The organism is Enterobacter sp. BNK-13, from assembly GCF_048685015.1.
Taxonomy (GTDB): domain Bacteria; phylum Pseudomonadota; class Gammaproteobacteria; order Enterobacterales; family Enterobacteriaceae; genus Enterobacter; species Enterobacter quasiroggenkampii.
The window spans coordinates 4,142,798-4,167,184 of the sequence record NZ_JBLQTP010000001.1 but is presented as its reverse complement, the minus strand read 5'-3'; the positions used below and the strand labels follow the sequence as shown (position 1 = coordinate 4,167,184).

Below are 24,387 nucleotides of genomic sequence, written 5' to 3'. Positions count from 1 at the left end.
ATGGAGCAAATGATGCAGTTCTCTAAAATGCATGGCCTTGGCAACGATTTTATGGTCGTCGACGCGGTAACGCAGAATGTGTTTTTCTCCCCGGAACTGATCCGTCGTCTGGCGGATCGGCATCTGGGCGTGGGGTTCGATCAGCTGCTGGTGGTTGAGCCGCCGTACGATCCCGACCTCGATTTCCACTACCGTATTTTTAATGCGGACGGCAGCGAAGTTAACCAGTGCGGCAACGGCGCGCGCTGTTTCGCCCGCTTTGTGCGCCTGAAAGGGCTGACCAACAAGCGTGATATTCGCGTCAGCACGGCGAATGGTCGCATGGTGCTCAGCGTCACCGATGATGAGCTGGTGCGCGTGAACATGGGCGAACCTAACTTCGAGCCCTCCGTCGTGCCGTTTCGCGCAAACAAAGCGGAAAAGACCTATATTATGCGGGCGGCCGAGCAGACAGTATTGTGCGGCGTCGTCTCAATGGGTAACCCACACTGCGTAATTCAGGTTGATGATGTGGAAACCGCGGCGGTCGAAACGCTCGGCCCGGTGCTGGAAAGCCACGAACGTTTCCCGGAGCGCGCGAACATCGGTTTTATGCAGGTGGTGAAGCGCGAGCACATTCGTCTGCGGGTTTATGAGCGCGGCGCGGGCGAGACTCAGGCCTGCGGAAGCGGAGCCTGTGCGGCAGTGGCCGTGGGCATCTCCCAGGGGCTACTGGCAGAAGAGGTTCGCGTGGAATTACCGGGCGGTCGGCTTGATATCGCCTGGAAAGGACCGGGTCATCCACTGTATATGACTGGCCCGGCGGCACATGTCTATGACGGGTTTATCCATCTATGAAACAACCAGGGGAAGAACTGCAGGAAACAGTGACGGAACTGGACGACAGGGCTGTTGTTGATTATCTGCTGCGCAATCCTGAGTTTTTTATTCGCAATGCACGCGTCGTCGAAGAGATGCGCGTGCCGCATCCGGTTCGCGGGACCGTGTCGCTGGTGGAATGGCACATGGCGCGCGCGCGCAACCACATCAACCAGCTCGAAGAGAACATGACGCTGCTGATGGAGCAGGCCAGCACCAACGAAAGCCTGTTCTATCGTCTGCTGCATCTGCAGGCGCGTCTGGCGTCGGCGCACAGCCTTGACGAGTTCCTCAGCCGCTTCCACCGCTGGGCGCGCGAGCTGGGGCTGGCGGGCGCAACGATTCGTCTTTTCCCTGACCGCTGGCGCATCGGCGCGCCGTCGGGATTTACCCATCTGGCACTGAGCCGTCAGGCGTTTGAACCGCTGCGCATACAGCGTCTGGGCCATGAACACCACTATCTGGGGCCGCTTAATGGACCTGAGCTGCTGGTGGTGTTGCCGGAGGCCAAAGCGATTGGCTCGGTGGCGATGTCGCTGATGGGGCGCGATGGCGATCTGGGCGTCATCTTATTTACCAGCCGCGACGCGCATCACTATGAGCAGGGGCAAGCCACGCACCTGCTGCAGGAGATCGCCCTGATGCTGCCTGAGCTGCTGGAGCGCTGGATTGAGCGCGTATGACGGACGGACTGCTCGCCACTGACGTCTCGCGCTTTCTGCGCTATCTCGGCGTGGAACGTCAACTTAGCCCCATTACGCTGCTTAACTATCAGCGTCAGCTTGATGCCATCATGCAGATCGCCGACGAAATCGGCCTGAAAAGCTGGCAACAATGTGATGCTGCGACGGTACGCGGGTTTGTTGTGCGTAGCCGTAAAAAAAACCTCAGCCCGGCGAGCCTGGCGCTCAGGCTCTCAGCGCTGCGCAGCTTCTTCGACTGGCTGGTCAGCCAGGGGGGCTTAAAAGCCAACCCGGCAAAAGGGATCGCCACGCCGAAGGCACCGCGCCATCTGCCTAAAAATATTGACGTTGACGACGTAAACCGCCTGCTGGATATCGATCTGAACGATCCGCTGGCCGTGCGCGACCGCGCGATGCTGGAGGTGATGTACGGTGCCGGGCTGCGTCTGTCTGAACTCGTCAACCTTGATCTCAAGCATCTCGATCTGGAATCGGGTGAAGTGTGGGTAATGGGTAAGGGCAGCAAAGAGCGCCGCCTGCCGATTGGCCGCAATGCGGTCTCCTGGATTGAGCACTGGCTTGACCTGCGCGGGCTGTTTGGCTCCGACGAAGATGCGCTGTTCCTGTCGAAACTCGGCAAGCGGATCTCGGCGCGTAACGTGCAGAAGCGCTTTGCGGAGTGGGGCATTAAGCAGGGTCTAAACAGCCACGTGCATCCGCACAAGCTGCGCCACTCCTTTGCAACACATATGCTTGAGTCGAGCGGCGATCTGCGCGGCGTGCAGGAATTGCTCGGCCATGCGAACCTGTCGACAACACAAATTTATACCCACTTAGACTTCCAACACCTTGCCTCGGTGTATGACGCGGCGCATCCACGCGCCAAACGGGGGAAATAATGCGTTTTTACCGCCCACTCGGTCAGATCTCAGCCCTGACGTTTGACCTTGATGACACTCTTTATGACAACCGCGAGGTGATCCTGCGTACCGAGCAGGAGTCCCTGGCGTTTGTGCAGAACTACCATCCCGCGCTGAAGGCGATACAGAACAAGGATTTCCAGAAGCTGCGCCAGTCCCTGCGGGAGACCGAGCCGGACATTTACCACGACGTGACCGAATGGCGTCGTCGCGCGGTTGAGCAGGCGATGCTGAATGTGGGCCTGAGCGCGCAGGATGCCGCCATTGGCGCGGAAGCGGCCATGGAAAACTTCGCCAAATGGCGCAGCCGTATCGACGTGCCGCAGGAAACCCACGACACGCTGGCGAAGCTTGCCGAAAAGTGGCCGCTGGTGGCCATCACCAACGGCAATGCCCAGCCGGAGCTGTTTGGCCTGAGCGATTACTTTGAATTCGTGCTGCGTGCGGGTCCTCACGGGCGCGCGAAGCCGTTCAGTGACATGTACCATCTGGCGGCAGATAAGCTTAACCTGCCGCTGGGTGAGATCCTGCACGTGGGGGATGACCTGACCACAGACGTGGCGGGCGCTATCCGCTGCGGCATGCAGGCCTGCTGGATCAAGCCGGAAAACGCTGACCTGATGATCGCCTCCGATAGCCGTCTTCTGCCGCACGTGGAAATTTCGCGGTTGGCATCCCTCACGACGCTGATATAATCATCAATTGTTCTGTATAAATTAACAGGGTTTTGGCGAATGCGCTTCGCCTGCCCGACATGACGTGACGGTGCCAATGGACGTTTCTTACCTGCTCGACAGCCTTAATGACAAACAGCGTGACGCGGTTGCCGCCTCGCGCACCAACCTGCTGGTGCTGGCTGGAGCGGGCAGTGGTAAGACGCGCGTGCTGGTTCACCGTATCGCCTGGCTGCAGAGCGTGGAAAACTGCTCGCCGTACTCCATCATGGCGGTCACGTTCACCAACAAGGCGGCGGCGGAGATGCGACACCGCATCGCGCAACTGATGGGCACCAGCCAGGGCGGCATGTGGGTCGGTACCTTCCACGGTCTGGCGCACCGCCTGCTGCGTGCGCACCACATGGACGCCAACCTGCCGCAGGATTTCCAGATCCTCGACAGCGAAGACCAGCTCCGTCTGCTGAAGCGCCTGATCAAGGCGATGAACCTCGATGAGAAGCAGTGGCCGCCGCGTCAGGCGATGTGGTACATCAACGGTCAGAAAGACGAAGGGCTGCGCCCGCATCACATTCAGAGCTTCGGCAACCCGGTCGAGCAGACCTGGCAGAACGTCTACAAGGCCTATCAGGAAGCGTGCGATCGCGCCGGCCTGGTGGATTTTGCCGAGCTGCTGCTGCGCGCCCACGAGCTGTGGCTCAACAAGCCGCACATTCTGCAGCACTACCGTGAACGCTTTACCAATATCCTGGTGGACGAATTCCAGGATACCAACAATATCCAGTACGCATGGATCCGTCTGCTGGCCGGTGATACCGGCAAGGTGATGATCGTGGGCGATGACGACCAGTCGATCTACGGCTGGCGCGGGGCGCAGGTGGAGAACATCCAGCGCTTCCTCAACGATTTCCCGGGTGCACAGACCATCCGTCTGGAGCAGAACTACCGCTCAACCAGCAACATTCTGAGCGCGGCCAACGCCCTGATTGAGAACAACAACGGGCGTCTGGGTAAAAAGCTGTGGACCGACGGCGTAGACGGCGAACCAATTTCGATTTACTGCGCGTTTAACGAACTCGACGAAGCGCGCTTCGTGGTCAACCGCATCAAAACCTGGCAGGACAACGGCGGCGCGCTGGAGCAGTGCGCTATTCTCTATCGCAGCAACGCCCAGTCGCGCGTGCTGGAAGAGGCGCTGCTGCAGGTGAGCATGCCGTACCGCATTTACGGCGGCATGCGCTTCTTCGAACGTCAGGAAATCAAAGATGCGCTCTCGTATCTGCGTCTGATTGCCAACCGTAACGACGACGCGGCGTTTGAACGCGTGGTGAACACCCCAACCCGCGGGATTGGCGACCGTACGCTGGACGTGGTGCGTCAGGCCTCGCGCGACCGCCAGCTGACGCTGTGGCAGGCGTGCCGCGAGCTGCTGCAGGAAAAGGCCCTTGCCGGACGCGCGGCCAGCGCCCTGCAGCGCTTCCTTGAGCTGATTGACGCCCTGGCGCAGGAAACCGCCGACATGCCGCTGCACGTGCAGACCGACCGGGTGATTAAAGACTCGGGCCTGCGCACCATGTACGAGCAGGAAAAAGGCGAGAAGGGCCAGACCCGTATTGAGAACTTAGAGGAACTGGTCACGGCAACGCGCCAGTTCAGCTACAACGAAGAAGACGAAGACCTGATGCCGCTGCAGGCGTTCCTCTCCCACGCCGCGCTGGAAGCGGGGGAAGGGCAGGCGGACACCTGGCAGGATGCGGTTCAGCTCATGACCCTGCACTCCGCCAAAGGTCTGGAGTTCCCACAGGTGTTCATCGTTGGCATGGAAGAGGGGATGTTCCCGAGCCAGATGTCGCTGGATGAGGGCGGGCGTCTGGAAGAGGAGCGTCGACTGGCCTACGTGGGTGTGACGCGCGCGATGCAAAAGCTGACGCTAACCTACGCCGAAACCCGCCGTCTGTACGGTAAAGAGGTCTATCACCGTCCGTCGCGCTTTATCGGTGAACTGCCGGAAGAGTGCGTGGAGGAGGTACGTCTGCGGGCGAGCATCAGCCGTCCGGTCAGCCATCAGCGCATGGGCTCGCCGATTGCGGAAACCGACACCGGCTACAAGCTGGGCCAGCGCGTGCGCCATTCGAAGTTTGGCGAAGGTACCATTGTGAATCTGGAAGGCAGCGGCGAGCACAGCCGCCTGCAGGTGGCGTTCCAGGGGCAGGGGATCAAATGGCTGGTGGCGGCCTACGCGAAGCTGGAAACAGTCTAACATTCAGAAAAATATCATTATTTTTCAATAATCTGCTAGCCTTATACAGTGAAGGTCAATTAATGCCCTTCAGCGTTCCGTTGCGTGTTGACGCCACAGTTATAGCTGGCGTAACATGCGCGCACGATTACGCTAAGAGGACATTCGCCTTGGACACACCCAGTAGATACTGGCTCAATTCCCTGTCATCCAGGAACAACTCCTAAGGCTATCTCCTCTTGCTGATGGCCTTAGTGGTTGTCAGCGACTGCTCTATTCCCGTCGCGCTGAGTCAGGCTGTTTAATGGTCTGAAACCCAATTTGTTTCTGTGTGCCCACCGAACTGTCCGATATTTTTTGCATTGGGAGTCCCGGTCATGTTGAGCGCATTTCAACTCGAAAATAACCGACTGACTCGGCTTGAAGCCGAAGAGTCACAGCCCCTCATTGATGCCGTATGGGTGGATCTGGTCGAGCCGGACGACGATGAGCGCCTTCGCGTACAATCTGAGCTAGGGCAAAGCCTGGCAACGCGCCCGGAACTGGAAGACATCGAAGCATCCGCCCGTTTTTTTGAAGACGAAGACGGTCTGCACATTCACTCCTTCTTCTTCTTTGAAGATGCCGAAGACCACGCGGGTAACTCCACCGTGGCGTTTACCATTCGCGACGGTCGTCTGTTTACCCTGCGCGAACGTGAGCTGCCGGCATTCCGTCTCTACCGCATGCGCGCCCGTAGCCAGGCGATGGTAGACGGCAACGCGTACGAACTGCTGCTCGATCTGTTCGAGACCAAAATTGAACAGCTGGCGGATGAAATTGAAAACATCTACAGCGATCTGGAAAAGCTGAGCCGCGTGATCATGGAGGGCCATCAGGGCGATGAGTACGACGAAGCGCTTTCGACGCTGGCGGAGCTGGAAGATATCGGCTGGAAGGTGCGTTTGTGTCTGATGGATACCCAGCGCGCGCTGAACTTCCTGGTGCGCAAGGCGCGTCTGCCGGGCGGTCAGCTGGAGCAGGCGCGTGAGATCTTACGAGATATCGAGTCCCTGCTGCCGCACAACGAATCCCTGTTCCAGAAGGTCAACTTCCTGATGCAGGCGGCGATGGGCTTTATCAACATCGAGCAGAACCGCATCATCAAGATCTTCTCGGTGGTGTCCGTGGTGTTCCTGCCGCCGACGCTGGTGGCCTCCAGCTACGGGATGAACTTCGAGTTTATGCCAGAGCTGAAATGGAGCTTTGGTTACCCGGGGGCGATTATCTTTATGATCCTCGCGGGCCTGGCGCCGTATCTGTACTTTAAGCGTCGTAACTGGCTTTGAGAATCCGCCCGGTGGCGCTACGCTTACCGGGCCTACAGATCCTGTAGGCCCGGTAAGCGCAGCCGCCATCCGGCAAAAAGGCACTACAGCCCTTTACGCACCCTGCGTTGGGTATAAATCGCATCCGCAACGAAAATCGCCAGCGCCACCCAGATAAAGGCGAACGTCACCATCTTATCTGCCCCCGGCACTTCGCCGTAGAACACCACTGCCAGCAGGAACATCAGCGTCGGGCCAATGTACTGGAAGAAGCCCAGCGTGGAGAGACGCAGGCGCGTCGCTGCACCGGTGAAGCACAGCAGTGGAATGGTAGTTACCACGCCCGCCGCCATCAGCATCAGGTTCAGCGACCACGGGTTGCTGCCCATATGGCTGGTTGGGCTGTCGGCGATGCCGAAGAGATAAATCGCCGCCACCGGCAGCAGCCAGAGGGTTTCAAACAGCATCCCCGTCTGCGCTTCCACCGCAATCTTCTTGCGAACCAGGCCGTAGAAGGCAAAGCTGAACGCCAGACCGAGGGCGATAATCGGCAGCGAGCCGAATGTCCACAGCTGCACCAGCACGCCGCAGAAGGCCAGAATCACCGCTAACCACTGCATACGACGGAAGCGTTCGCCAAGGAAAATCATCCCCAGCACGATGTTCACCAGCGGGTTAATAAAGTACCCCAGGCTCGCCTCGAGCATGTGATGGTTATTCACTGCCCAGATAAACAGCAGCCAGTTACCACCAATCAGCACGGCAGAGAGTGCCAGCAGGAAGATCTTCTTCGGGGTCTGCAGCAGCGTTTTGACGCCCGACCACTGACGGCTGAGGCTCATCAGCGCAATCATAAAGAAGAACGACCAGATGACGCGGTGAGTGAGGATCTCGTCAGCCGGAACGTAGGCGATAAGCTTGAAGTACGCCGGGGCGATACCCCAAATAAAATAAGCGGCAAGGGCGAGTAAAACGCCCTGCCGCGTCTGTTTAGCATCCATCGGGAAAATCCGTTACAAAAAAGTGAATCAATTTTACCCGATTTTCCCGCCTCAACCCACCATATAAGTGGCGGTTGCGCTGGCGATATAAACCTGTTCTTCGTTGTGTAACTCAACGCGCGCCACGGCGACTTTATTCCCTGCGCGCAGCAGGCTGCTGGTACAGGTAAAGCGATTTCCGCGCCCCGGACGAAGATAGTCGACGCGTAAATCAATGGTGCCCATGCGCGCCAGACGCTGGCGAAGCTCGTCTTCGTTAATGGTGTCATGGCGCGTCAGCGTACTGCCCACGCAGACCAGACCTGCCGCCACGTCCAGCGCGGAGGCAATCACCCCGCCGTGCAAAATACTTTGCGCCCAGTTCCCTACCATCATCGGCTGGTTGTTGAAGCTCAGTTGGGCAAAGTCCTTCTCGTAACGCTCCAGCTCCAGTCCCAGCGCGCGGTTAAACGGCATATGGTAAACAAAAATCTCGCCCACGAGTTTTAACACTTCTTCGGCGGTAAGCATGGCTGACATGAGGCATTACATCCTTATTGTTAACAAAATGTTGATTTTATGCCTCAGCAACGAGGAATGCCACTTTCAGAAACGAGGATGCAGCAGTTGTCGCAGAAGTCTGTAGAATGTTCGCCACATAACTATTCAATCAATTTTACTCTTTTGCAGGAGAACACCACCGATGCGGACGTATCTGGCCTGGTTACTGGCGGCGGTTTCGCTGCCCCTCACAGCCTATGCGCAGGAAGCGACAATCAAAGAGGTGCACGATAAGCCTGCCGTTCACGGTAGCATTATCGCGAACCTTCTTCAGGAGCATGACAATCCGTTCACGCTCTATCCGTATGACACCAACTACGTGATTTATACCCAGACCAGCGATCTCAACAAAGAGGCGATAAGCTCCTATAACTGGTCTGATAATGCGCGTAAAGATGAGGTGAAGTTCCAGCTCAGCCTCGCCTTCCCGTTCTGGCGCGGCATTCTGGGGCCGAACTCGGTGTTTGGTGCCTCTTATACGCAGAAGTCCTGGTGGCAGCTCTCAAACAGCGGGGAATCCTCGCCGTTCCGCGAAACCAACTATGAGCCGCAGCTGTTCCTCGGCTTCGCAACGGATTATGAATTTGCCGGCTGGACGCTGCGCGACGTCGAAGTGGGCTTTAATCATGATTCTAACGGCCGTTCCGATCCGACATCCCGTAGCTGGAACCGCGCCTATACGCGCCTGATGGCGCAGAACGGTAACTGGATGGTGGAAGTGAAGCCGTGGTATGTGGTCGGCAGCACGGATGACAACCCGGACATCACCAAATATATGGGCTACTACCAGCTTAAAGTCGGCTACCAGCTAGGTGATGCCGTGCTGAGTGCGAAAGGCCAGTACAACTGGAACACCGGCTACGGCGGTGCGGAAGTGGGCTTAAGCTATCCGGTAAGCAAGCATGTTCGCCTTTATACGCAAGTCTACAGCGGCTACGGCGAGTCGCTTATCGATTACAACTTCAACCAGACCCGCGTCGGCGTGGGCGTGATGCTGAACGATATTCTCTAGGTTGCTCGAATGTTTTTGCGTTAAACGTTGAAGTTTCTCTCTCAGGCGCTGAAAATAGCGCCTGTTTCATTTCAGGCATATGGGGTTAATGTGGCGCAGGCGGAAGTATTGAATCAGGAGTCGCTGGCTAAACAGGTTTTGCATGAAACCTTTGGCTACCAGCAGTTCCGCCCTGGCCAGGAAACCATCATTGAAACGGTGCTGGAAGGCCGTGACTGCCTGGTGGTGATGCCGACCGGCGGCGGTAAATCCCTCTGTTATCAGGTTCCCGCGCTGGTGCTTAACGGCCTGACGGTCGTGGTATCCCCGCTTATTTCGCTAATGAAAGACCAGGTTGACCAGCTGCTCGCCAACGGCGTCGCGGCGGCCTGCCTTAACTCGACCCAAACCCGGGAGCAGCAGCAAGAGGTGATGGCCGGGTGCCGCACCGGGCAGATCCGCCTGCTGTATATCGCGCCGGAACGCCTGATGCTGGATAACTTCCTCGACCATCTCGCACACTGGAATCCGGTCCTGCTGGCGGTGGATGAAGCGCACTGTATTTCCCAGTGGGGACACGATTTCCGCCCGGAATACGCCGCACTCGGCCAGCTGCGTCAGCGCTTCCCCGAGCTGCCATTTATGGCGCTTACCGCCACGGCAGATGACACCACCCGTCTGGATATCGTTCGTCTGCTGGGGCTGAACGACCCCTATATTCAGGTCAGCAGCTTCGACCGCCCCAACATCCGCTACATGCTGATGGAAAAATTCAAGCCGCTGGATCAGCTCCTGCGCTACGTCCAGGAGCAGCGCGGCAAGTCCGGCATCATCTACTGCAACAGTCGGGCGAAGGTGGAAGACACCGCCGCGCGGCTGCAAAACCGCGGCTTTAGCGCCGCCGCCTATCATGCCGGGTTAGAGAACCACATCCGCGCCGACGTGCAGGAGAAATTCCAGCGCGATGATCTGCAGATTGTGGTTGCGACGGTGGCGTTCGGGATGGGCATCAACAAGCCGAACGTGCGCTTTGTGGTGCACTTCGACATTCCGCGCAATATCGAATCCTACTATCAGGAAACTGGCCGCGCCGGGCGTGACGGCCTGCCTGCGGAAGCGATGCTGTTTTACGATCCGGCCGATATGGCGTGGCTGCGCCGCTGTCTGGAGGAAAAACCGCAGGGGCAGTTGCAGGATATCGAACGCCACAAGCTCAACGCGATGGGCGCGTTTGCCGAAGCGCAAACCTGCCGTCGTCTGGTGCTGCTCAACTACTTTGGCGAAGGGCGACAGGAGCCGTGCGGTAACTGCGATATCTGCCTGGATCCGCCGAAACAGTATGATGGTCTGATGGACGCACGTAAGGCACTCTCGACCATTTACCGCGTGAACCAGCGCTTCGGGATGGGCTACGTGGTGGAGGTGCTGCGCGGTGCCAACAACCAGCGTATCCGCGATATGGGCCACGACAAGCTGCCTGTCTACGGTATTGGCAAGGACCAGAGCCACGAGCACTGGGTCAGCATTATTCGTCAGCTGATCCACCTCGGCTTTGCCACACAGAACATTGCTCAGCACTCCGCGCTACAGCTGACCGAAGCGGCGCGTCCGGTCCTGCGCGGTGACGTTGAACTGAAGCTCGCCGTGCCGCGCGTGGTCGCCCTCAAGCCGCGGGTGATGCAAAAATCGTACGGCGGCAACTACGACCGCAAGCTGTTCGCCAAACTGCGCAAGCTGCGTAAAGCCATCGCCGATGAAGAGAATATCCCGCCTTACGTGGTGTTCAACGACGCGACCCTGATTGAGATGGCCGAGCAGATGCCGCTCAGCGCCAGCGAAATGCTCAGCGTCAACGGCGTCGGCACGCGCAAGCTGGAGCGCTTCGGTAAAGAGTTTATGGCGCTCATCCGTTCTCACGCCGACGGTGATGATGAGGAGTAGTCAGCCGGGCGAAAAAGTGCCAGGATGATGACTCACTGAATTATTTCCCCGCGAGTTAATTATGTTGATGCTATTTCTCACCGTGGCGTTAGTGCACATTGTTGCGCTGATGAGCCCGGGACCTGACTTTTTCTTCGTGTCGCAAACGGCCGTCAGCCGCTCCCGCAAAGAGGCGATGATGGGCGTGCTCGGTATCACCATGGGCGTTATGGTCTGGGCGGCCGTTGCGCTGCTCGGTCTGAACCTGATCCTGGCGAAGATGGCCTGGCTGCATAACATCATTATGGTCGGCGGCGGGCTGTACCTGTGCTGGATGGGCTACCAGATGCTGCGCGGGGCGCTGAAGAAAGAAGAGAAAAAACCGGAAGAGCCAAAGGTAGAGCTGGCAACGGGCGGCCGCAGCTTTGTAAAAGGGCTGCTGACCAACCTGGCGAACCCGAAAGCGATTATCTATTTCGGCTCCGTGTTCTCGCTGTTTGTGGGTGATAGCGTCGGTGCGGGCGCACGCTGGGGTATCTTCCTGCTGATCGTTGTGGAAACCTTTGCCTGGTTTACCATCGTGGCCAGCCTGTTTGCCTTACCGGCGATGCGCCGTGGCTACCAGCGTATCGCGAAGTGGATTGACGGCTTCGCCGGCGCGCTGTTCGCCGGCTTCGGCATTCATCTTATTATTTCTCGCTAAGCATGACGCGCTGACGCAAGCAGCGCGCCAACCAGCATGAACAGCGAACCAAAGACTTTATTCAGGGCCTTCATCTGCTTAGGCCCTTTAATCCACGCCGCAATCCGCTGCGCCAGCGTCGCGTAACCAATCATTACGATGATATCGACAATAATGGTGGTCGCGCCCAGCACCACGTACTGCATCACCTGGGGCTGATGTGGCACGATAAACTGCGGGAACAGCGCGGCGAGGAACACAATGCTTTTCGGGTTGGTCAGGTTGACGAACACCGCGCGCTTAAACAGATGACCGCGGTTTTGCGTCTGCGCGAGCGTGTTCAGGTTGATGGAGCCTGCCGCGCGCCACTGCTGGATGCCGAGCCAAATCAGATACGCCGCCCCGGCCCATTTCAGCACTTCAAAGGCCAGCACGGAGCGGGAGAACAGGGTCCCCAGACCAATCCCGACCAGCACGATATGAATGCCCAGCCCGGTCTGCAAACCGGCAATGGATGCCGCCGCACCGCGATAGCCGTGGTTGATGGAGGTGGTCATGGTGTTAATGGCGCCCGAGCCCGGTGAAAGGCTAAGGATGATGGATGTCAGCAGGTAAGCGAACCACCACTCGAAGGTCATTTGAAACTCCCGAAACGTCTGTTTTTATGCCACAATACGCTATTGTTGAGTCATTTTGTGACCGGTTACGAAAAAACGATATTCCTTGGCTTAGGTGAGTAGAAACCCGATGTTTCAGCAGAAAAAGGACTGGGAAACACGAGAAAACGCATTTGCTGCTTTCTCCATGGGGCCGCTGACCGATTTCTGGCGCCAGCGTGAGGAAGATGCGTTTACGGGCGTCGGGGGCATCCCGGTGCGCTTCGTTCGTTTCCGTAATGAAAAAAATGATCGGGTCATCGTGGTCTGCCCGGGGCGTATTGAAAGCTACGTTAAATACGCCGAACTGGCCTACGACCTGGTCCATATGGGGTTCGATGTGCTGATCATCGACCACCGTGGACAGGGGCTGTCCGGGCGCATGCTTCCGGACACGCACCGTGGGCACGTCGATCGCTTCAGCGATTACGTCGACGATTTTGCCGCGTTCTGGCAGCAGGAAGTTCAGCCCGGTCCCTGGCGTAAGCGATACATTCTTGCGCACTCCATGGGGGGCGCGATATCGACGCTGTTTTTGCAGCGTTATGAACACCAGTGCGATGCGATTGCGCTGACCGCGCCGATGTACGGTATCGTCATACGTTTCCCGGACTGGATGGTGCGCCATCTCCTTGACTGGGCTGAGGGCCATCAGCGCATTCGTGAAGGCTATGCCATCGGAACCGGACGCTGGCGCGCGCTGCCGTTCGCCATCAACGTCTTAACCCACAGTCGGCAGCGTTATCGCCGTAACCTGCGCTTTTATGCCGATGAACCACGCTTACGCGTCGGCGGCCCGACCTGGCACTGGGTGCGGGAAGGTATTCTGGCCGGTGAGCAGGTGCTGGCAGGCGTGGGCGATGATGACACGCCAACGCTTCTGATCCAGGCGGAAGAAGAGCGTGTGGTGGATAACCGCATGCATGACCGCTATTGTGAACTGCGCGCCGCCGCCGGTCACCCCTGCGAAGGGGGAAAACCGCTGGTCATCAACGGCGCTTACCATGAGATCCTTTTCGAAAAGGACGCTATGCGCTCAGTCGCGCTCAACGCCATTGTTGAATTTTTCAACAGGCATAATTGATTATCGTTTTCCACCAGAGGTTGAAATCCCTATGTACCAGGTTGTTGCATCTGATTTAGATGGCACGCTGCTTTCCCCTGACCACACCCTGTCGCCTTACGCGAAAGAGACCCTAAAGCTGCTGACGGCACGGGGCGTGAACTTTGTGTTTGCCACCGGCCGCCACCACGTCGACGTGGGGCAGATCCGCGATAATCTTGAGATCAAATCGTACATGATCACCTCCAACGGTGCGCGCGTACATGATACCGACGGCAACCTGATCTTCACCCACAACCTGGATCGCGATATTGCCGCCGATCTGTTTGGCGTGGTGCACAACAACCCGGCTATCGTCACCAACGTTTACCGTGACGACGACTGGTTCATGAACCGCCACCGTCCGGATGAAATGCGTTTCTTTAAAGAAGCAGTATTTAACTACTCCCTGTACGAGCCGGGCCTTCTTGAGCCAGAGGGGATCAGTAAGGTGTTCTTCACCTGCGACAGCCACGAAGAACTGCTCCCGCTGGAACAGGCGATCAACGCCCGCTGGGGCGATCGCGTGAACGTCAGCTTCTCAACGCTCACCTGTCTGGAAGTGATGGCGGGAGGTGTCTCCAAAGGCCACGCCCTGGAAGCGGTCGCGAAACGTCTGGGCTTCGAGCTGAAAGACTGTATCGCCTTTGGTGACGGCATGAACGATGCCGAAATGCTGTCGATGGCGGGCAAGGGCTGCATCATGCAGAACGCGCATCAGCGTCTGAAAGATCTGCACCCGGAGCTGGAGGTGATTGGTTCTAACGCTGACAACGCGGTACCGAAATACCTGCGCAAGCTGTTCCTTGAATAATCTTCATTTGATTGTTTATTGCTCAGATGTCAACTAAAGAGTTCGCTACAATGCCTGTCCTTCTTTCTGAGAGACAAGCATTGTGGCGCTACTCATTATCACCACTATCCTGTGGGCCTTCTCCTTTAGCCTGATTGGCGAATACCTTGCCGGTTCAGTCGACAGCTACTTCTCGGTGCTGATGCGCGTAGGGCTGGCGGCGCTGGTGTTCCTGCCGTTTCTGCGCACGCGCGGACAGTCGCTGAAAACGATTGTGCTGTACATGCTTGTGGGGGCGATGCAGCTCGGCATCATGTACCTGTTCAGCTTCCGGGCTTACGTCTATCTGTCCGTCTCGGAATTCCTGCTCTTTACCGTGCTGACGCCGCTCTACATCACGCTGATTTACGATCTGCTGAGTAAACGCCGTCTGCGCTGGGGATACCTGCTGAGCGCGGCGCTGGCGGTGATCGGCGCGGCGATTATTCGCTACGACAAAGTGAGCGATCACTTCTGGACCGGGCTGATGTTCGTCCAGCTCGCCAATATCAGTTTCGCCATCGGCATGGTAGGCTACAAACGCCTGATGGAAACCCGTCCGATGCCGCAACATAACGCGTTCGCGTGGTTCTACATGGGGGCCGCGATGGTCGCGGTGGCGGCGTGGTTTATGCTCGGTAACCCGCAAAAGCTGCCGACTACCCCCGTGCAGTGGGGCGTGCTGATCTGGCTGGGCGTCGTGGCTTCCGGGCTGGGGTACTTCATGTGGAATTACGGCGCGACGCAGGTCGACGCCGGTACGCTGGGGATCATGAACAACGTACATGTTCCGGCAGGGTTGTTGGTCAACCTTGCTATCTGGCAGCAACAGCCGCACTGGCCGAGCTTCCTTATTGGGGGAGCGGTGATCCTGGCTTCGCTGTGGGTCCATCGCCGCTGGGTCGCTCCGCGCTCCGCACAAACGGAAGATGGTCGCACGCGTGGTTCCGCGCTGAGCGAATAAACGCCTCCGTAATCGGCTGACGCTGCTCACCATCGCGCACGGCGGCGTACAGCCGGCTCCACAGTCCTTCACCCAGGGTTTTGGTCACCACCAGACCCTGGCGTTCAAAGCTCTCTACCACCCAGTGCGGCAGCGCCGCGATACCCATTCTGGCCGCCACCATCTGAATCAACAGCAGGGTGTTATCCACGCTTTTCAGCTGCGGACTGATGCCCGCGGGCTGCAGGAAGTGTCGCCAGATATCCAGACGACTGCGCTGAACCGGGTAAATCAGCAGCGTTTCCGTCGCCAGGTCCTCTGGCGTGATGCGCGTTTTGGCCGCCAGCGGATGATCCGGCGCCAGTACCAGGCGTACTTCATAATCAAACATCGGCGAATAGTGCAGGCCGCTGCGCGGCAGAATATCGGACGTCATCACCAGATCCAGCTCGCCCTGCTGCAGCGAGGGCTGCGGGTCGAACGTTACGCCGGATTTAAAGTCCATCTCCACCTGCGGCCACTTTTGGCGGAAGTTCTCAAGCGCGGGGGTCAGCCACTGAATACAGCTATGGCACTCGATGGCGATACGCAGCGTGGTCTGCTGCGGTTCGTTGCACGCCTGGAGCGCGCTGGCGATCTGCGGCAGGACCTGATTCGCCAGCTGCAACAGGATCTCGCCCTGGGGCGTAAAGCGCAGCGGCTGGCTCTTGCGCACAAAAAGACGGAAGCCGAGGCGTTGTTCCAGATCGCTGAACTGGTGAGAAAGGGCGGACTGGGTCTGGTGCAGCGTGGCCGCCGCCGCCGCGAGCGAGCCGCAGTTCCGCAACGCTTGTAGCGTTTTCAGGTGTTTTATCTCGATCATGAAAGTCCTTCACTTCGGCATGAACATTTTGCGCTTGAGGAATATACAGTACCTGCCAATTATAGATGTGTAAACATCTGGACGTCTAAATAACGAATTTCATAAGGGGCACACCATGACAATCCGCAATCACACACTCGGTTTCCCTCGCGTTGGCCTGCGTCGCGAGCTGAAAAAAGCGCAAGAAAGCTACTGGGCGGGTAACGCCACCCGTGAAGAACTGCTGGCGGTGGGACGCGAGCTGCGCGCCCGTCACTGGGATCAGCAAAAACAGGCGGGGATTGACCTGCTGCCGGTGGGCGATTTCGCCTGGTACGACCATGTTCTGACGACCAGCCTGCTGCTTGGCAACGTGCCGGCTCGTCATCAGAACAAAGATGGATCGGTAGATATCGATACTCTGTTCCGCATCGGCCGTGGCAGTGCGCCAACGGGTGAGCCAGCGGCAGCGGCGGAAATGACTAAATGGTTTAACACTAACTATCACTATATGGTGCCGGAGTTCGTAAAGGGTCAGCAGTTCAGGCTGACCTGGACGCAGCTTCTGGATGAAGTGGACGAAGCGCTGGCGCTGGGCCACCAGGTGAAACCCGTGCTGCTTGGGCCGGTCACGTACCTGTGGCTGGGCAAAGTAAAAGGCGAGCCGTTTGACCGGCTCAGCCTGCTGAAGGATATTCTGCCGGTCTATAAACAGGTGCTGATTGAGCTGGGCAAGCGCGGCATTCAGTGGGTGCAAATCGACGAGCCGGCGCTGGTGCTCGAACTGCCCAAAGTTTGGCTTGATGCTTTCAAACCGGCGTATGACGCGCTGGCGGGGCAGGTAAAGCTGCTGCTGACCACCTATTTTGAGGGCGTTACGCCGAACCTGAACACCATTACCGCGCTGCCGGTTCAGGGCCTGCACGTTGACCTGGTTCACGGCAAAGACGATGTCGCGGAACTGCACAAGCGACTGCCCGCAGACTGGCTGCTCTCCGCCGGTCTGGTTAACGGTCGTAACGTCTGGCGCGCCGATCTGACCGAGAAATACGCGCAGATTAAGGACATCGTCGGCAAACGTGAGCTGTGGGTGGCCTCGTCCTGCTCCCTGCTGCACAGCCCGATCGATTTGAGCGTGGAAACCCGTCTTGATGCTGAGGTCAAAAGCTGGTTTGCCTTCGCCCTGCAAAAATGTGAAGAGCTGGCGCTGCTGCGCGATGCGCTGAACAGCGGCGACACGGCGGCGATCAGCGCATGGAGCGCGCCGATCCAGGCACGTCGTCACTCGGCGCGCGTGCATAACCCGGCGGTGGAAAAACGCCTGGCGGCCATCACCGCCCAGGACAGCCAGCGTCAGAGCCCATATGAGGTACGCGCCGAAGCGCAGCGTGCCCGCTTCAACCTGCCTGCGTGGCCGACCACCACCATCGGTTCTTTCCCACAAACCACCGAAATCCGTGGCCTGCGTCTGGACTTCAAAAAGGGCAACCTGGATGCGAATCACTACCGCACCGGTATCGCCGAACACATCAAGCAGGCGATTATCGAGCAGGAGCGACTGGGGCTGGACGTGCTGGTGCACGGTGAGGCCGAGCGTAACGACATGGTGGAGTACTTCGGTGAGCATCTCGACGGCTTTGTGTTTACCCAGAATGGCTGGGTGCAGAGCTACGGCTCCCGCTGCGTGAAGCCGCCGGTGGTGATCGGCGACGTCAGCCGTCCGGAAGCGATCACTGTGGAGTGGGCGAAATACGCGCAGTCTCTGACCGACAAGCCGGTGAAAGGCATGCTCACCGGTCCGGTGACTATTCTTTGCTGGTCCTTCCCGCGCGAAGACGTCACCCGTGAAACCATCGCGAAGCAAATCGCGCTGGCGCTGCGTGATGAAGTGGCAGATCTGGAAGCTGCAGGCATAGGCATCATCCAGATTGACGAACCGGCCCTGCGCGAAGGTCTGCCGCTGCGCCGCAGCGACTGGGATGCCTACCTGAAGTGGGGCGTGGAGGCATTCCGCATCAACGCCGCGGTGGCGAAGGACGACACGCAGATCCACACCCACATGTGTTACTGCGAATTTAACGACATTATGGATTCGATTGCCGCGCTGGACGCTGACGTGATCACCATTGAGACGTCGCGCTCAGACATGGAGCTGCTGGAGTCGTTCGAAGAGTTCGAGTACCCGAACGAAATCGGACCGGGCGTGTATGACATTCACTCCCCGAACGTGCCGAGCGTGGAGTGGATTGAAGCCCTGCTGAAAAAAGCGGCCCAGCGCATTCCGGCTGAGCGCCTGTGGGTGAATCCGGACTGCGGCCTGAAAACCCGCGGCTGGCCGGAAACCCGCGCCGCGCTGGCGAACATGGTGAAGGCAGCACAGAATTTGCGTCAGGCATAATTGTGACGCGTGATGGCCGGGCGTCTGCCCGGCCTGAAATACGCATGCTTAGTTCAGATCTGCGCCGTTGCTGGCAATCACTTTTTGGTACCACCAGAAGGAGTCTTTTTTCAACCGTTTCAACGTACCGTTACCTTCATCGTCCTGATCGACATAGATAAAACCGTAGCGTTTGGACATCTGCGAGGTGCCCGCACTAATGATGTCGATACAGCCCCACGTGGTGAACCCCATCACCTCCACGCCTTCATTAATCGCGGCCAGCGTTTGTGCGAAGTGCGCGCGGAAATAGTCGATTCGATAGCTATCGTGGATCTTGCCGTTTTCGACCACATCCTTCGCGCCCAGTCCGTTTTCAACGATAAACAGCGGCTTCCGGTAACGGTCATACAGCTCCAGCAGCGAGATTTTCAACCCAAGCGGATCAATCTGCCATCCCCATTCGGACGCAGGCAGATACGGGTTTTTCACACCGAGAACGGTATTCCCGGGAATGCGTTCGGCGTCAGGCTGCGTGGATTCGGTCATCGACATGTAATAGCTGAAGGAGACGAAATCGACGGTATGCGCCTTTAAAATACGCCGATCGTCAGGGTGCATTTCTATATGGATATTTCGTCGTTCCAGATCGCGCAGGATCAGCGGCGGATAGTCACCAAATACCTGCACGTCGGCATAAAAATAGTTTTCCAGGTTTTTCTTCAGCGTGGCTTCAACGTCTTCCGGACGGCAGCTGTGCGGATAGGTCGTCAGTTTCGTCAGCATGCACCCGACCTGGCTGCCCGGAATTTTGGCGTGGCAGTCGCGCGTGACCAGTGCAGACGCGACAAACTGATGGTGCAGACCCTGATAGATATCCTGTTTCGCGTTGCCCGGCGCGCTTTTCTCTTCGCGAATGCCCGCGGTCGTAAAGGGATGGCGGTGAATACTGTCTATTTCATTGAAGGTTAGCCAGTAACGCACCAGCTCTTTGTAGCGGTCGAAACAAACATTGCTGAAGCGAACGAAAGCATCGACCACATTGCGGTGCACCCAGCCGTTATATTTTTCGCTCAGCGCCAGCGGCATTTCGTAGTGGGAAAGTGTGACCAGCGGCTCGATGTTATGACGACGCAGCTCGCGAAACAGTTCTTCATAAAACTGCAGCCCGGCCTCGTTTGGCTCGGCGTCCTCTCCGGTCGGGAAAATACGTGACCAGGCAATAGATACGCGCAGCACCTTAAAACCCATCTCAGCAAACAGCGCGATGTCGTCTTTATAGTGGTGATAAAAATCGATGCCGCGGCGTTTCGGATACAGCGCATCATTTTTACCTTCAAACGCGTCGCGAATATTCTCGTTCGTCAGGGCCATGTGGCCGCTGTAATCTTTCACGGAGAGGTTGGGTTTCCAGGCGACAGCGTCGGCAACGGACGGCCCTTTGCCGTCCACGTTCCAGGCGCCTTCGGCCTGGTTGGCGGCAATCGCGCCGCCCCATAAAAAACCGTGTGGAAACGCGAGGGAATTGTCCATAACACGCACTCCTTATACGTCATGATGATGGGAAAGGCTTACCCTTTTTTACCACCGTACTGACGGAACCACGTAAGCATCCGTTGCCATCCATCTTTAGCCGATTCAGCGTGATAGCTCGGACGATAGTCGGCGTTAAACGCATGCCCGGCATCCGGGTATACCACGATCTCCGCCTTCGCATTTGCCGCGCGGAGCGCATGGCGCATGGTTTCTACCGAATCCAGCGAAATACCGGTGTCCTGACCGCCGTAAAGCCCTAACACGGGGGCATTTAAGTCTGTGGCGATATCAACCGGATGTTTTGGTGAATTCAGCGTTTTTTCACCCACCAGTTTGCCGTACCAGGCGACAGCGGCTTTGAGCTGCGGGTTATGCGCGGCATACAGCCAGCTAATGCGTCCGCCCCAGCAGAAACCGGTGACCAGCAAACGATGGGGATCGCCCCCGTTGCGCGCCGCCCAGCTGGCGACGTGGTCGAGGTCGGCCAGCACCTGCGCGTCCGGGACTTTGCTGACCAGGTTGCTGAGCAAGGTGGGAATATCGCTGTAGTCGTTCGGATCGCCCTGACGGAAGTAGAGCTCTGGCGCAACGGCCAGATAGCCTTCCAGCGCCAGCCGGCGGCAGAGGTCGCGAATGTGTTCGTGAACACCGAAAATTTCCTGAACCACGATCACGATGGGCAGCGGGCCGTCTGCCGATTTTGGTCGTGCGTGGTAAGCAGGCATGTTCTCTCCCTGCGTGGGAATAGAGGTCTCACCCGCGGCGATGGCATCTTCAGACGTTGAGACGATGGTTGAGGCATGCGGGGCCGCAGCAGGTGCAAAACCGGTTTTTTCAGTCATGGCATTCTCCGTACCAATCAGTTAGCGCAAAGGTAAATATAGACACCAGGTTAACAACTCACAGTGCCTTAAACGGTCTATCTTTTGTGCAGCACCTGACGATATAACTTGTTAATGTGATGTAAATCACTTTTTGATGGAAATTCGATGCAATCATTTTCATTCATGGTGAGATGCGTCACGAAATTATGCTTACTGCTTCTGTAAAGTACCGTTTTACTTCTTCTGACTAACCGACCCACAGAGGAGTCACCTATGTCTAAGTCTGATGTTTTTCATCTCGGCCTCACTAAAAACGATTTACAAGGGGCTACGCTCGCTATCGTCCCTGGCGATCCGGAGCGTGTGGAAAAGATCGCCGCGCTGATGGATAAGCCGGTTAAGCTGGCAGCCCATCGTGAATTCACCACCTGGCGCGCAGAGCTGGATGGTAAAGCCGTGATCGTGTGTTCTACCGGTATCGGTGGCCCGTCTACTTCGATTGCTGTTGAAGAGCTGGCACAGCTGGGCATTCGTACTTTCCTGCGTATCGGTACCACTGGCGCTATTCAGCCGCATATCAACGTCGGCGACGTGCTGGTGACGACCGCGTCCGTGCGTCTGGATGGCGCAAGCCTCCACTTTGCACCGATGGAGTTCCCGGCGGTGGCAGATTTCGAGTGCACCACCGCGCTGGTTGAAGCCGCGAAATCCGTGGGCGCAACCACCCACGTGGGCGTGACCGCTTCGTCCGATACCTTCTATCCAGGTCAGGAGCGTTACGACACCTTCTCTGGCCGCGTGGTAAGCCGCTTCAAAGGCTCCATGGAAGAGTGGCAGTCGATGGGCGTGATGAACTACGAAATGGAATCCGCCACGCTGCTGACCATGTGCGCAAGCCAGGGTCTGCGTGCCGGTATGGTGGCGGGCGTCATCGTCAACCGTACCCAGCAGGAGATCCCGAACGCCGAAACCATGAAGCAGACCGAAAGTCATGCGGTGAAAATCGTGGTGGAAGCGGCGCGTCGCCTGATCTAGTCCTCTCCCTTCGAAATTAAAGGCCGACACGTTCGGCCTTTATTTTTTGCGTAGCGCCTCGCAGGAAAACCCTTTCAAACTGGACGTTTATACAGCACAATTCTATTTTGTGCGGGTAATACGTTGATGCAGGGGGCATTGTGGATATCTCAATCCTGATTTATGCGGTGATTGCGCTGGCGGGCGTGGCGATAGGCTGGCTGATGTCAAGCTATCAGCATGCGCAGCAGAAGGCCGATCAGCTGGCTGAACGCGAAGAGATCGTCGCCGATTTAAGCGCGGCCAGGCAGCAGCTTGCCCTGAGTGAACACTGGCGCGACGAGTGTGAACTGCTCAACAACGAGCTGCGCAATCTCCGCGATATCAACACCTCGCTGGAGGCCGATCTCCGTGAAGTGACCACCCGCCTGGAATCCACTCAGCTGCATGCGGAAGATAAAATCCGCCAGATGATCAACAGCGAGCAGCGCCTCAGCGAACAGTTTGAAAACCTCGCGAACCGCATTTTTGAGCACAGCAACCGCCGCGTTGACGAGCAGAACCGCCAGAGCCTGAACAGCCTGCTGACGCCCCTGCGTGAACAGCTGGACGGCTTCCGCCGTCAGGTACAGGACAGCTTTGGTCAGGAAGCCCGCGAGCGGCATACCCTGGCGCATGAAATTCGCAATCTCCAGCAGCTGAATGCCCAGATGGCGCAGGAGGCGGTCAACCTCACCCGCGCGTTGAAAGGGGATAACAAAACCCAGGGCAACTGGGGAGAAGTGGTGCTGACCCGCGTCCTGGAAGCTTCAGGCCTTCGGGAAGGGTACGAATACGAAACGCAGGTGAGTATTGAAAATGATGCCCGCTCGCGAATGCAGCCGGATGTGATCGTGCGGCTGCCCCAGGGCAAAGATGTGGTGATTGACGCCAAGATGACCCTGGTGGCGTATGAGCGTTACTTCAATGCGGAGGACGACTACACCCGCGAATCGGCGCTGCAGGAGCACATTGCCTCCGTACGCAATCATATTCGCCTGCTTGGCAGAAAAGACTATCAGCAGCTGCCTGGCCTGCGATCGCTAGACTATGTACTGATGTTTATCCCGGTAGAGCCCGCGTTTCTGCTGGCACTCGACAGGCAGCCTGAACTCATCACCGAAGCGCTCAAAAATAACATTATGCTGGTCAGCCCCACCACGCTGCTGGTGGCCTTACGCACCATTGCGAACCTGTGGCGCTATGAGCACCAGAGCCGCAACGCGCAGCAGATTGCTGACCGCGCCAGCAAGCTGTACGACAAAATGCGCCTCTTCGTGGACGACATGTCCTCCGTCGGGCAGAGCCTGGACCGTGCGCAGGATAACTACCGTCAGGCGATGAAAAAACTCGCCTCGGGACGTGGCAATCTGCTGGCGCAGGCCGAATCATTCCGCAGCCTGGGGGTAGAGGTTAAACGCGAGATTAATCCGGAATTGGTGGAACAGGCCACCGCCCAGGACGACGAGTTTCGCCTGCGTGAAGGGGCGGACGAACAAAAGACAAACAGTGAAGACAACACGTTAGCGGTGGATTTATCACCAGACGAGACTCCGGCGCGTTTCTTTCGCGGTGGTTGAAACGTAGGGCAAACGCGCCCAATCTGTTACACTTCACGAACATTTTACTGATAAGCAGGCTCTAAGATGGCTGACGATTCACAAGACACAACGCACTTTGGCTTTCAGACTGTCGCCAAAGCGCAGAAAGCTGACATGGTGGCCCACGTATTTCATTCCGTGGCGGCGAAGTACGATGTGATGAATGACCTGATGTCGTTCGGCATTCATCGCTTGTGGAAGCGCTTCACCATTGACTGTAGCGGCGTGCGTCGCGGACAAACGGTGCTGGATTTAGCCGGTGGTACGGGCGATTTAACCGCGAAATTCTCTCGTCTGGTGGGCGAAACCGGGCGCGTTGTCCTCGCCGATATTAATGACTCCATGCTGAAAATGGGCCGCGAAAAGCTGCGTAACATCGGCGTGGTGGGGAATGTGGAATATGTGCAGGCAAATGCCGAAGCGCTGCCGTTCCCGGACAATACCTTTGACTGCATCACGATCTCCTTCGGTCTGCGTAACGTGACCGACAAAGAAAAAGCGCTGCGCTCCATGTATCGCGTGCTGAAGCCGGGTGGACGCCTGCTGGTGCTCGAATTTTCCAAACCGATTATTGAGCCGCTGAGCAAAGCTTACGACGCCTATTCCTTCCACGTTCTGCCACGCATCGGTGAGCTGGTGGCCAACGACGCGGAAAGCTACCGCTATCTGGCGGAATCTATCCGTATGCACCCGGATCAGGACACATTAAAAGCCATGATGCAGGATGCAGAATTTGAGAACGTTGAATATTTCAACCTGACGGCGGGTGTCGTCGCGCTGCATCGCGGTTACAAGTTCTGAGTGGAG

23 protein-coding genes are annotated in these 24,387 nt (G+C 57.5%); 17 read left to right on the top strand and 6 right to left on the bottom strand.

Going from position 1 to position 24,387, the window contains the following annotated elements; genetic code table 11:
• Positions 1 to 12 precede the first annotated feature (12 nt).
• The 7 genes from dapF (at position 13) to corA (ending at position 6,702) form a co-directional block, all read left to right on the top strand.
• Positions 13 to 837: a diaminopimelate epimerase gene (gene dapF / locus ACMGGQ_RS20115; protein ID WP_008501545.1), complete on the top strand. Its 825-nt coding sequence runs from the start codon at positions 13 to 15 to the stop codon at positions 835 to 837.
• On the top strand, positions 834 to 1,541 hold the full coding sequence (locus tag ACMGGQ_RS20110) for a DUF484 domain-containing protein (protein WP_032646075.1): 708 nt from the start codon (positions 834 to 836) through the stop codon (positions 1,539 to 1,541). The genes dapF and ACMGGQ_RS20110 overlap by 4 nt, the downstream gene beginning before the upstream one ends.
• Complete coding sequence (gene xerC, locus ACMGGQ_RS20105) at positions 1,538 to 2,440, top strand: tyrosine recombinase XerC (RefSeq protein ID WP_024907983.1); 903 nt, start codon at positions 1,538 to 1,540, stop codon at positions 2,438 to 2,440. The genes ACMGGQ_RS20110 and xerC overlap by 4 nt, the downstream gene beginning before the upstream one ends.
• Complete coding sequence (gene yigB, locus ACMGGQ_RS20100; protein WP_045909227.1) at positions 2,440 to 3,156, top strand: 5-amino-6-(5-phospho-D-ribitylamino)uracil phosphatase YigB; 717 nt, start codon at positions 2,440 to 2,442, stop codon at positions 3,154 to 3,156. The genes xerC and yigB overlap by 1 nt, the downstream gene beginning before the upstream one ends.
• 76 nt (positions 3,157 to 3,232) lie before the next feature.
• Positions 3,233 to 5,395 carry a DNA helicase II gene (gene uvrD / locus ACMGGQ_RS20095; protein ID WP_023333805.1) on the top strand — a complete coding sequence of 721 codons (2,163 nt, stop codon included), beginning with the start codon at positions 3,233 to 3,235 and terminating at the stop codon, positions 5,393 to 5,395.
• Between the two features lie 149 nt (positions 5,396 to 5,544).
• Positions 5,545 to 5,601: a YsgD/CorL family protein gene (ysgD, locus tag ACMGGQ_RS20090; RefSeq protein WP_212743980.1), complete on the top strand. Its 57-nt coding sequence runs from the start codon at positions 5,545 to 5,547 to the stop codon at positions 5,599 to 5,601.
• Between the two features lie 150 nt (positions 5,602 to 5,751).
• Entirely contained in the window at positions 5,752 to 6,702 is a 951-nt protein-coding gene (corA, locus tag ACMGGQ_RS20085) for a magnesium/cobalt transporter CorA (protein ID WP_008501540.1), read from the top strand.
• A gap of 83 nt (positions 6,703 to 6,785) precedes the next feature.
• Here the strand turns inward: corA and rarD are convergent, their stop codons facing one another.
• Positions 6,786 to 7,682: an EamA family transporter RarD gene (gene rarD, locus ACMGGQ_RS20080; protein WP_045909225.1), complete on the bottom strand. Its 897-nt coding sequence runs from the start codon at positions 7,680 to 7,682 to the stop codon at positions 6,786 to 6,788.
• 51 nt (positions 7,683 to 7,733) lie between these two features.
• A complete protein-coding gene (gene yigI, locus ACMGGQ_RS20075; protein ID WP_008501538.1) occupies positions 7,734 to 8,201 on the bottom strand; it encodes an acyl-CoA thioesterase YigI in 468 nt (155 codons plus the stop codon).
• A 163-nt stretch (positions 8,202 to 8,364) separates the two neighbouring features.
• On the opposite strand from yigI, the gene pldA reads away from it, so the two are divergent.
• From pldA to rhtC, 3 genes are all read left to right on the top strand, one after another.
• Positions 8,365 to 9,234 carry a phospholipase A gene (pldA, locus tag ACMGGQ_RS20070; protein WP_023615553.1) on the top strand — a complete coding sequence of 290 codons (870 nt, stop codon included), beginning with the start codon at positions 8,365 to 8,367 and terminating at the stop codon, positions 9,232 to 9,234.
• Positions 9,235 to 9,324: 90 nt separating this feature from the next.
• Positions 9,325 to 11,154 carry an ATP-dependent DNA helicase RecQ gene (gene recQ / locus ACMGGQ_RS20065; RefSeq protein WP_032644788.1) on the top strand — a complete coding sequence of 610 codons (1,830 nt, stop codon included), beginning with the start codon at positions 9,325 to 9,327 and terminating at the stop codon, positions 11,152 to 11,154.
• A gap of 61 nt (positions 11,155 to 11,215) precedes the next feature.
• Positions 11,216 to 11,836: a threonine export protein RhtC gene (rhtC, locus tag ACMGGQ_RS20060; RefSeq protein ID WP_010426287.1), complete on the top strand. Its 621-nt coding sequence runs from the start codon at positions 11,216 to 11,218 to the stop codon at positions 11,834 to 11,836.
• Here the strand turns inward: rhtC and rhtB are convergent.
• Positions 11,833 to 12,453, bottom strand: a complete 621-nt coding sequence (gene rhtB, locus ACMGGQ_RS20055; RefSeq protein ID WP_008501533.1) for a homoserine/homoserine lactone efflux protein — start codon at positions 12,451 to 12,453, stop codon at positions 11,833 to 11,835. The two genes, rhtC and rhtB, sit on opposite strands and share 4 nt — an antisense overlap.
• Before the next feature lie 109 nt (positions 12,454 to 12,562).
• Between rhtB and pldB the strand changes: the two genes are divergently transcribed.
• From pldB to ACMGGQ_RS20040, 3 genes are all read left to right on the top strand, one after another.
• Positions 12,563 to 13,555, top strand: a complete 993-nt coding sequence (gene pldB, locus ACMGGQ_RS20050) for a lysophospholipase L2 (RefSeq protein WP_045417641.1) — start codon at positions 12,563 to 12,565, stop codon at positions 13,553 to 13,555.
• A gap of 31 nt (positions 13,556 to 13,586) precedes the next feature.
• Positions 13,587 to 14,387 carry a sugar/pyridoxal phosphate phosphatase YigL gene (yigL, locus tag ACMGGQ_RS20045; RefSeq protein ID WP_021242854.1) on the top strand — a complete coding sequence of 267 codons (801 nt, stop codon included), beginning with the start codon at positions 13,587 to 13,589 and terminating at the stop codon, positions 14,385 to 14,387.
• Between the two features lie 82 nt (positions 14,388 to 14,469).
• Positions 14,470 to 15,369: a carboxylate/amino acid/amine transporter gene (locus ACMGGQ_RS20040; RefSeq protein ID WP_045909224.1), complete on the top strand. Its 900-nt coding sequence runs from the start codon at positions 14,470 to 14,472 to the stop codon at positions 15,367 to 15,369.
• Here the strand turns inward: ACMGGQ_RS20040 and metR are convergent.
• On the bottom strand, positions 15,257 to 16,210 hold the full coding sequence (metR, locus tag ACMGGQ_RS20035; RefSeq protein ID WP_024907993.1) for an HTH-type transcriptional regulator MetR: 954 nt from the start codon (positions 16,208 to 16,210) through the stop codon (positions 15,257 to 15,259). The genes ACMGGQ_RS20040 and metR overlap by 113 nt on opposite strands.
• A 115-nt stretch (positions 16,211 to 16,325) precedes the next feature.
• On the opposite strand from metR, the gene metE reads away from it, so the two are divergent.
• Positions 16,326 to 18,587 (top strand): 5-methyltetrahydropteroyltriglutamate--homocysteine S-methyltransferase, encoded by a 2,262-nt coding sequence (gene metE, locus ACMGGQ_RS20030; protein ID WP_420290427.1) that lies wholly within the window; start codon positions 16,326 to 16,328, stop codon positions 18,585 to 18,587.
• Between the two features lie 48 nt (positions 18,588 to 18,635).
• Here metE and ACMGGQ_RS20025 read toward each other — a convergent pair whose 3' ends face one another.
• Both ACMGGQ_RS20025 and ACMGGQ_RS20020 read right to left on the bottom strand, forming a co-directional pair.
• Complete coding sequence (locus tag ACMGGQ_RS20025) at positions 18,636 to 20,099, bottom strand: glycoside hydrolase family 1 protein (RefSeq protein ID WP_420290426.1); 1,464 nt, start codon at positions 20,097 to 20,099, stop codon at positions 18,636 to 18,638.
• Between the two features lie 38 nt (positions 20,100 to 20,137).
• Positions 20,138 to 20,944: a dienelactone hydrolase family protein gene (locus ACMGGQ_RS20020; protein WP_252074202.1), complete on the bottom strand. Its 807-nt coding sequence runs from the start codon at positions 20,942 to 20,944 to the stop codon at positions 20,138 to 20,140.
• 255 nt (positions 20,945 to 21,199) lie between these two features.
• Here ACMGGQ_RS20020 and udp point away from each other — a divergent pair, with 255 nt between their 5' ends.
• The 3 genes from udp to ubiE all read left to right on the top strand — a co-directional run bounded on the left by udp (position 21,200) and on the right by ubiE (position 24,381).
• On the top strand, positions 21,200 to 21,961 hold the full coding sequence (gene udp, locus ACMGGQ_RS20015) for a uridine phosphorylase (RefSeq protein ID WP_003860792.1): 762 nt from the start codon (positions 21,200 to 21,202) through the stop codon (positions 21,959 to 21,961).
• 140 nt (positions 21,962 to 22,101) lie between these two features.
• The gene (rmuC, locus tag ACMGGQ_RS20010; protein ID WP_024907997.1) at positions 22,102 to 23,559 is read left to right on the top strand and encodes a DNA recombination protein RmuC; all 1,458 of its coding nucleotides are present in this window, start codon (positions 22,102 to 22,104) and stop codon (positions 23,557 to 23,559) included.
• 66 nt (positions 23,560 to 23,625) lie between these two features.
• Positions 23,626 to 24,381, top strand: coding sequence for a bifunctional demethylmenaquinone methyltransferase/2-methoxy-6-polyprenyl-1,4-benzoquinol methylase UbiE (ubiE, locus tag ACMGGQ_RS20005; RefSeq protein WP_023309612.1), 756 nt, complete (start codon positions 23,626 to 23,628; stop codon positions 24,379 to 24,381).
• The last annotated feature ends 6 nt before the right edge of the window (positions 24,382 to 24,387 follow it).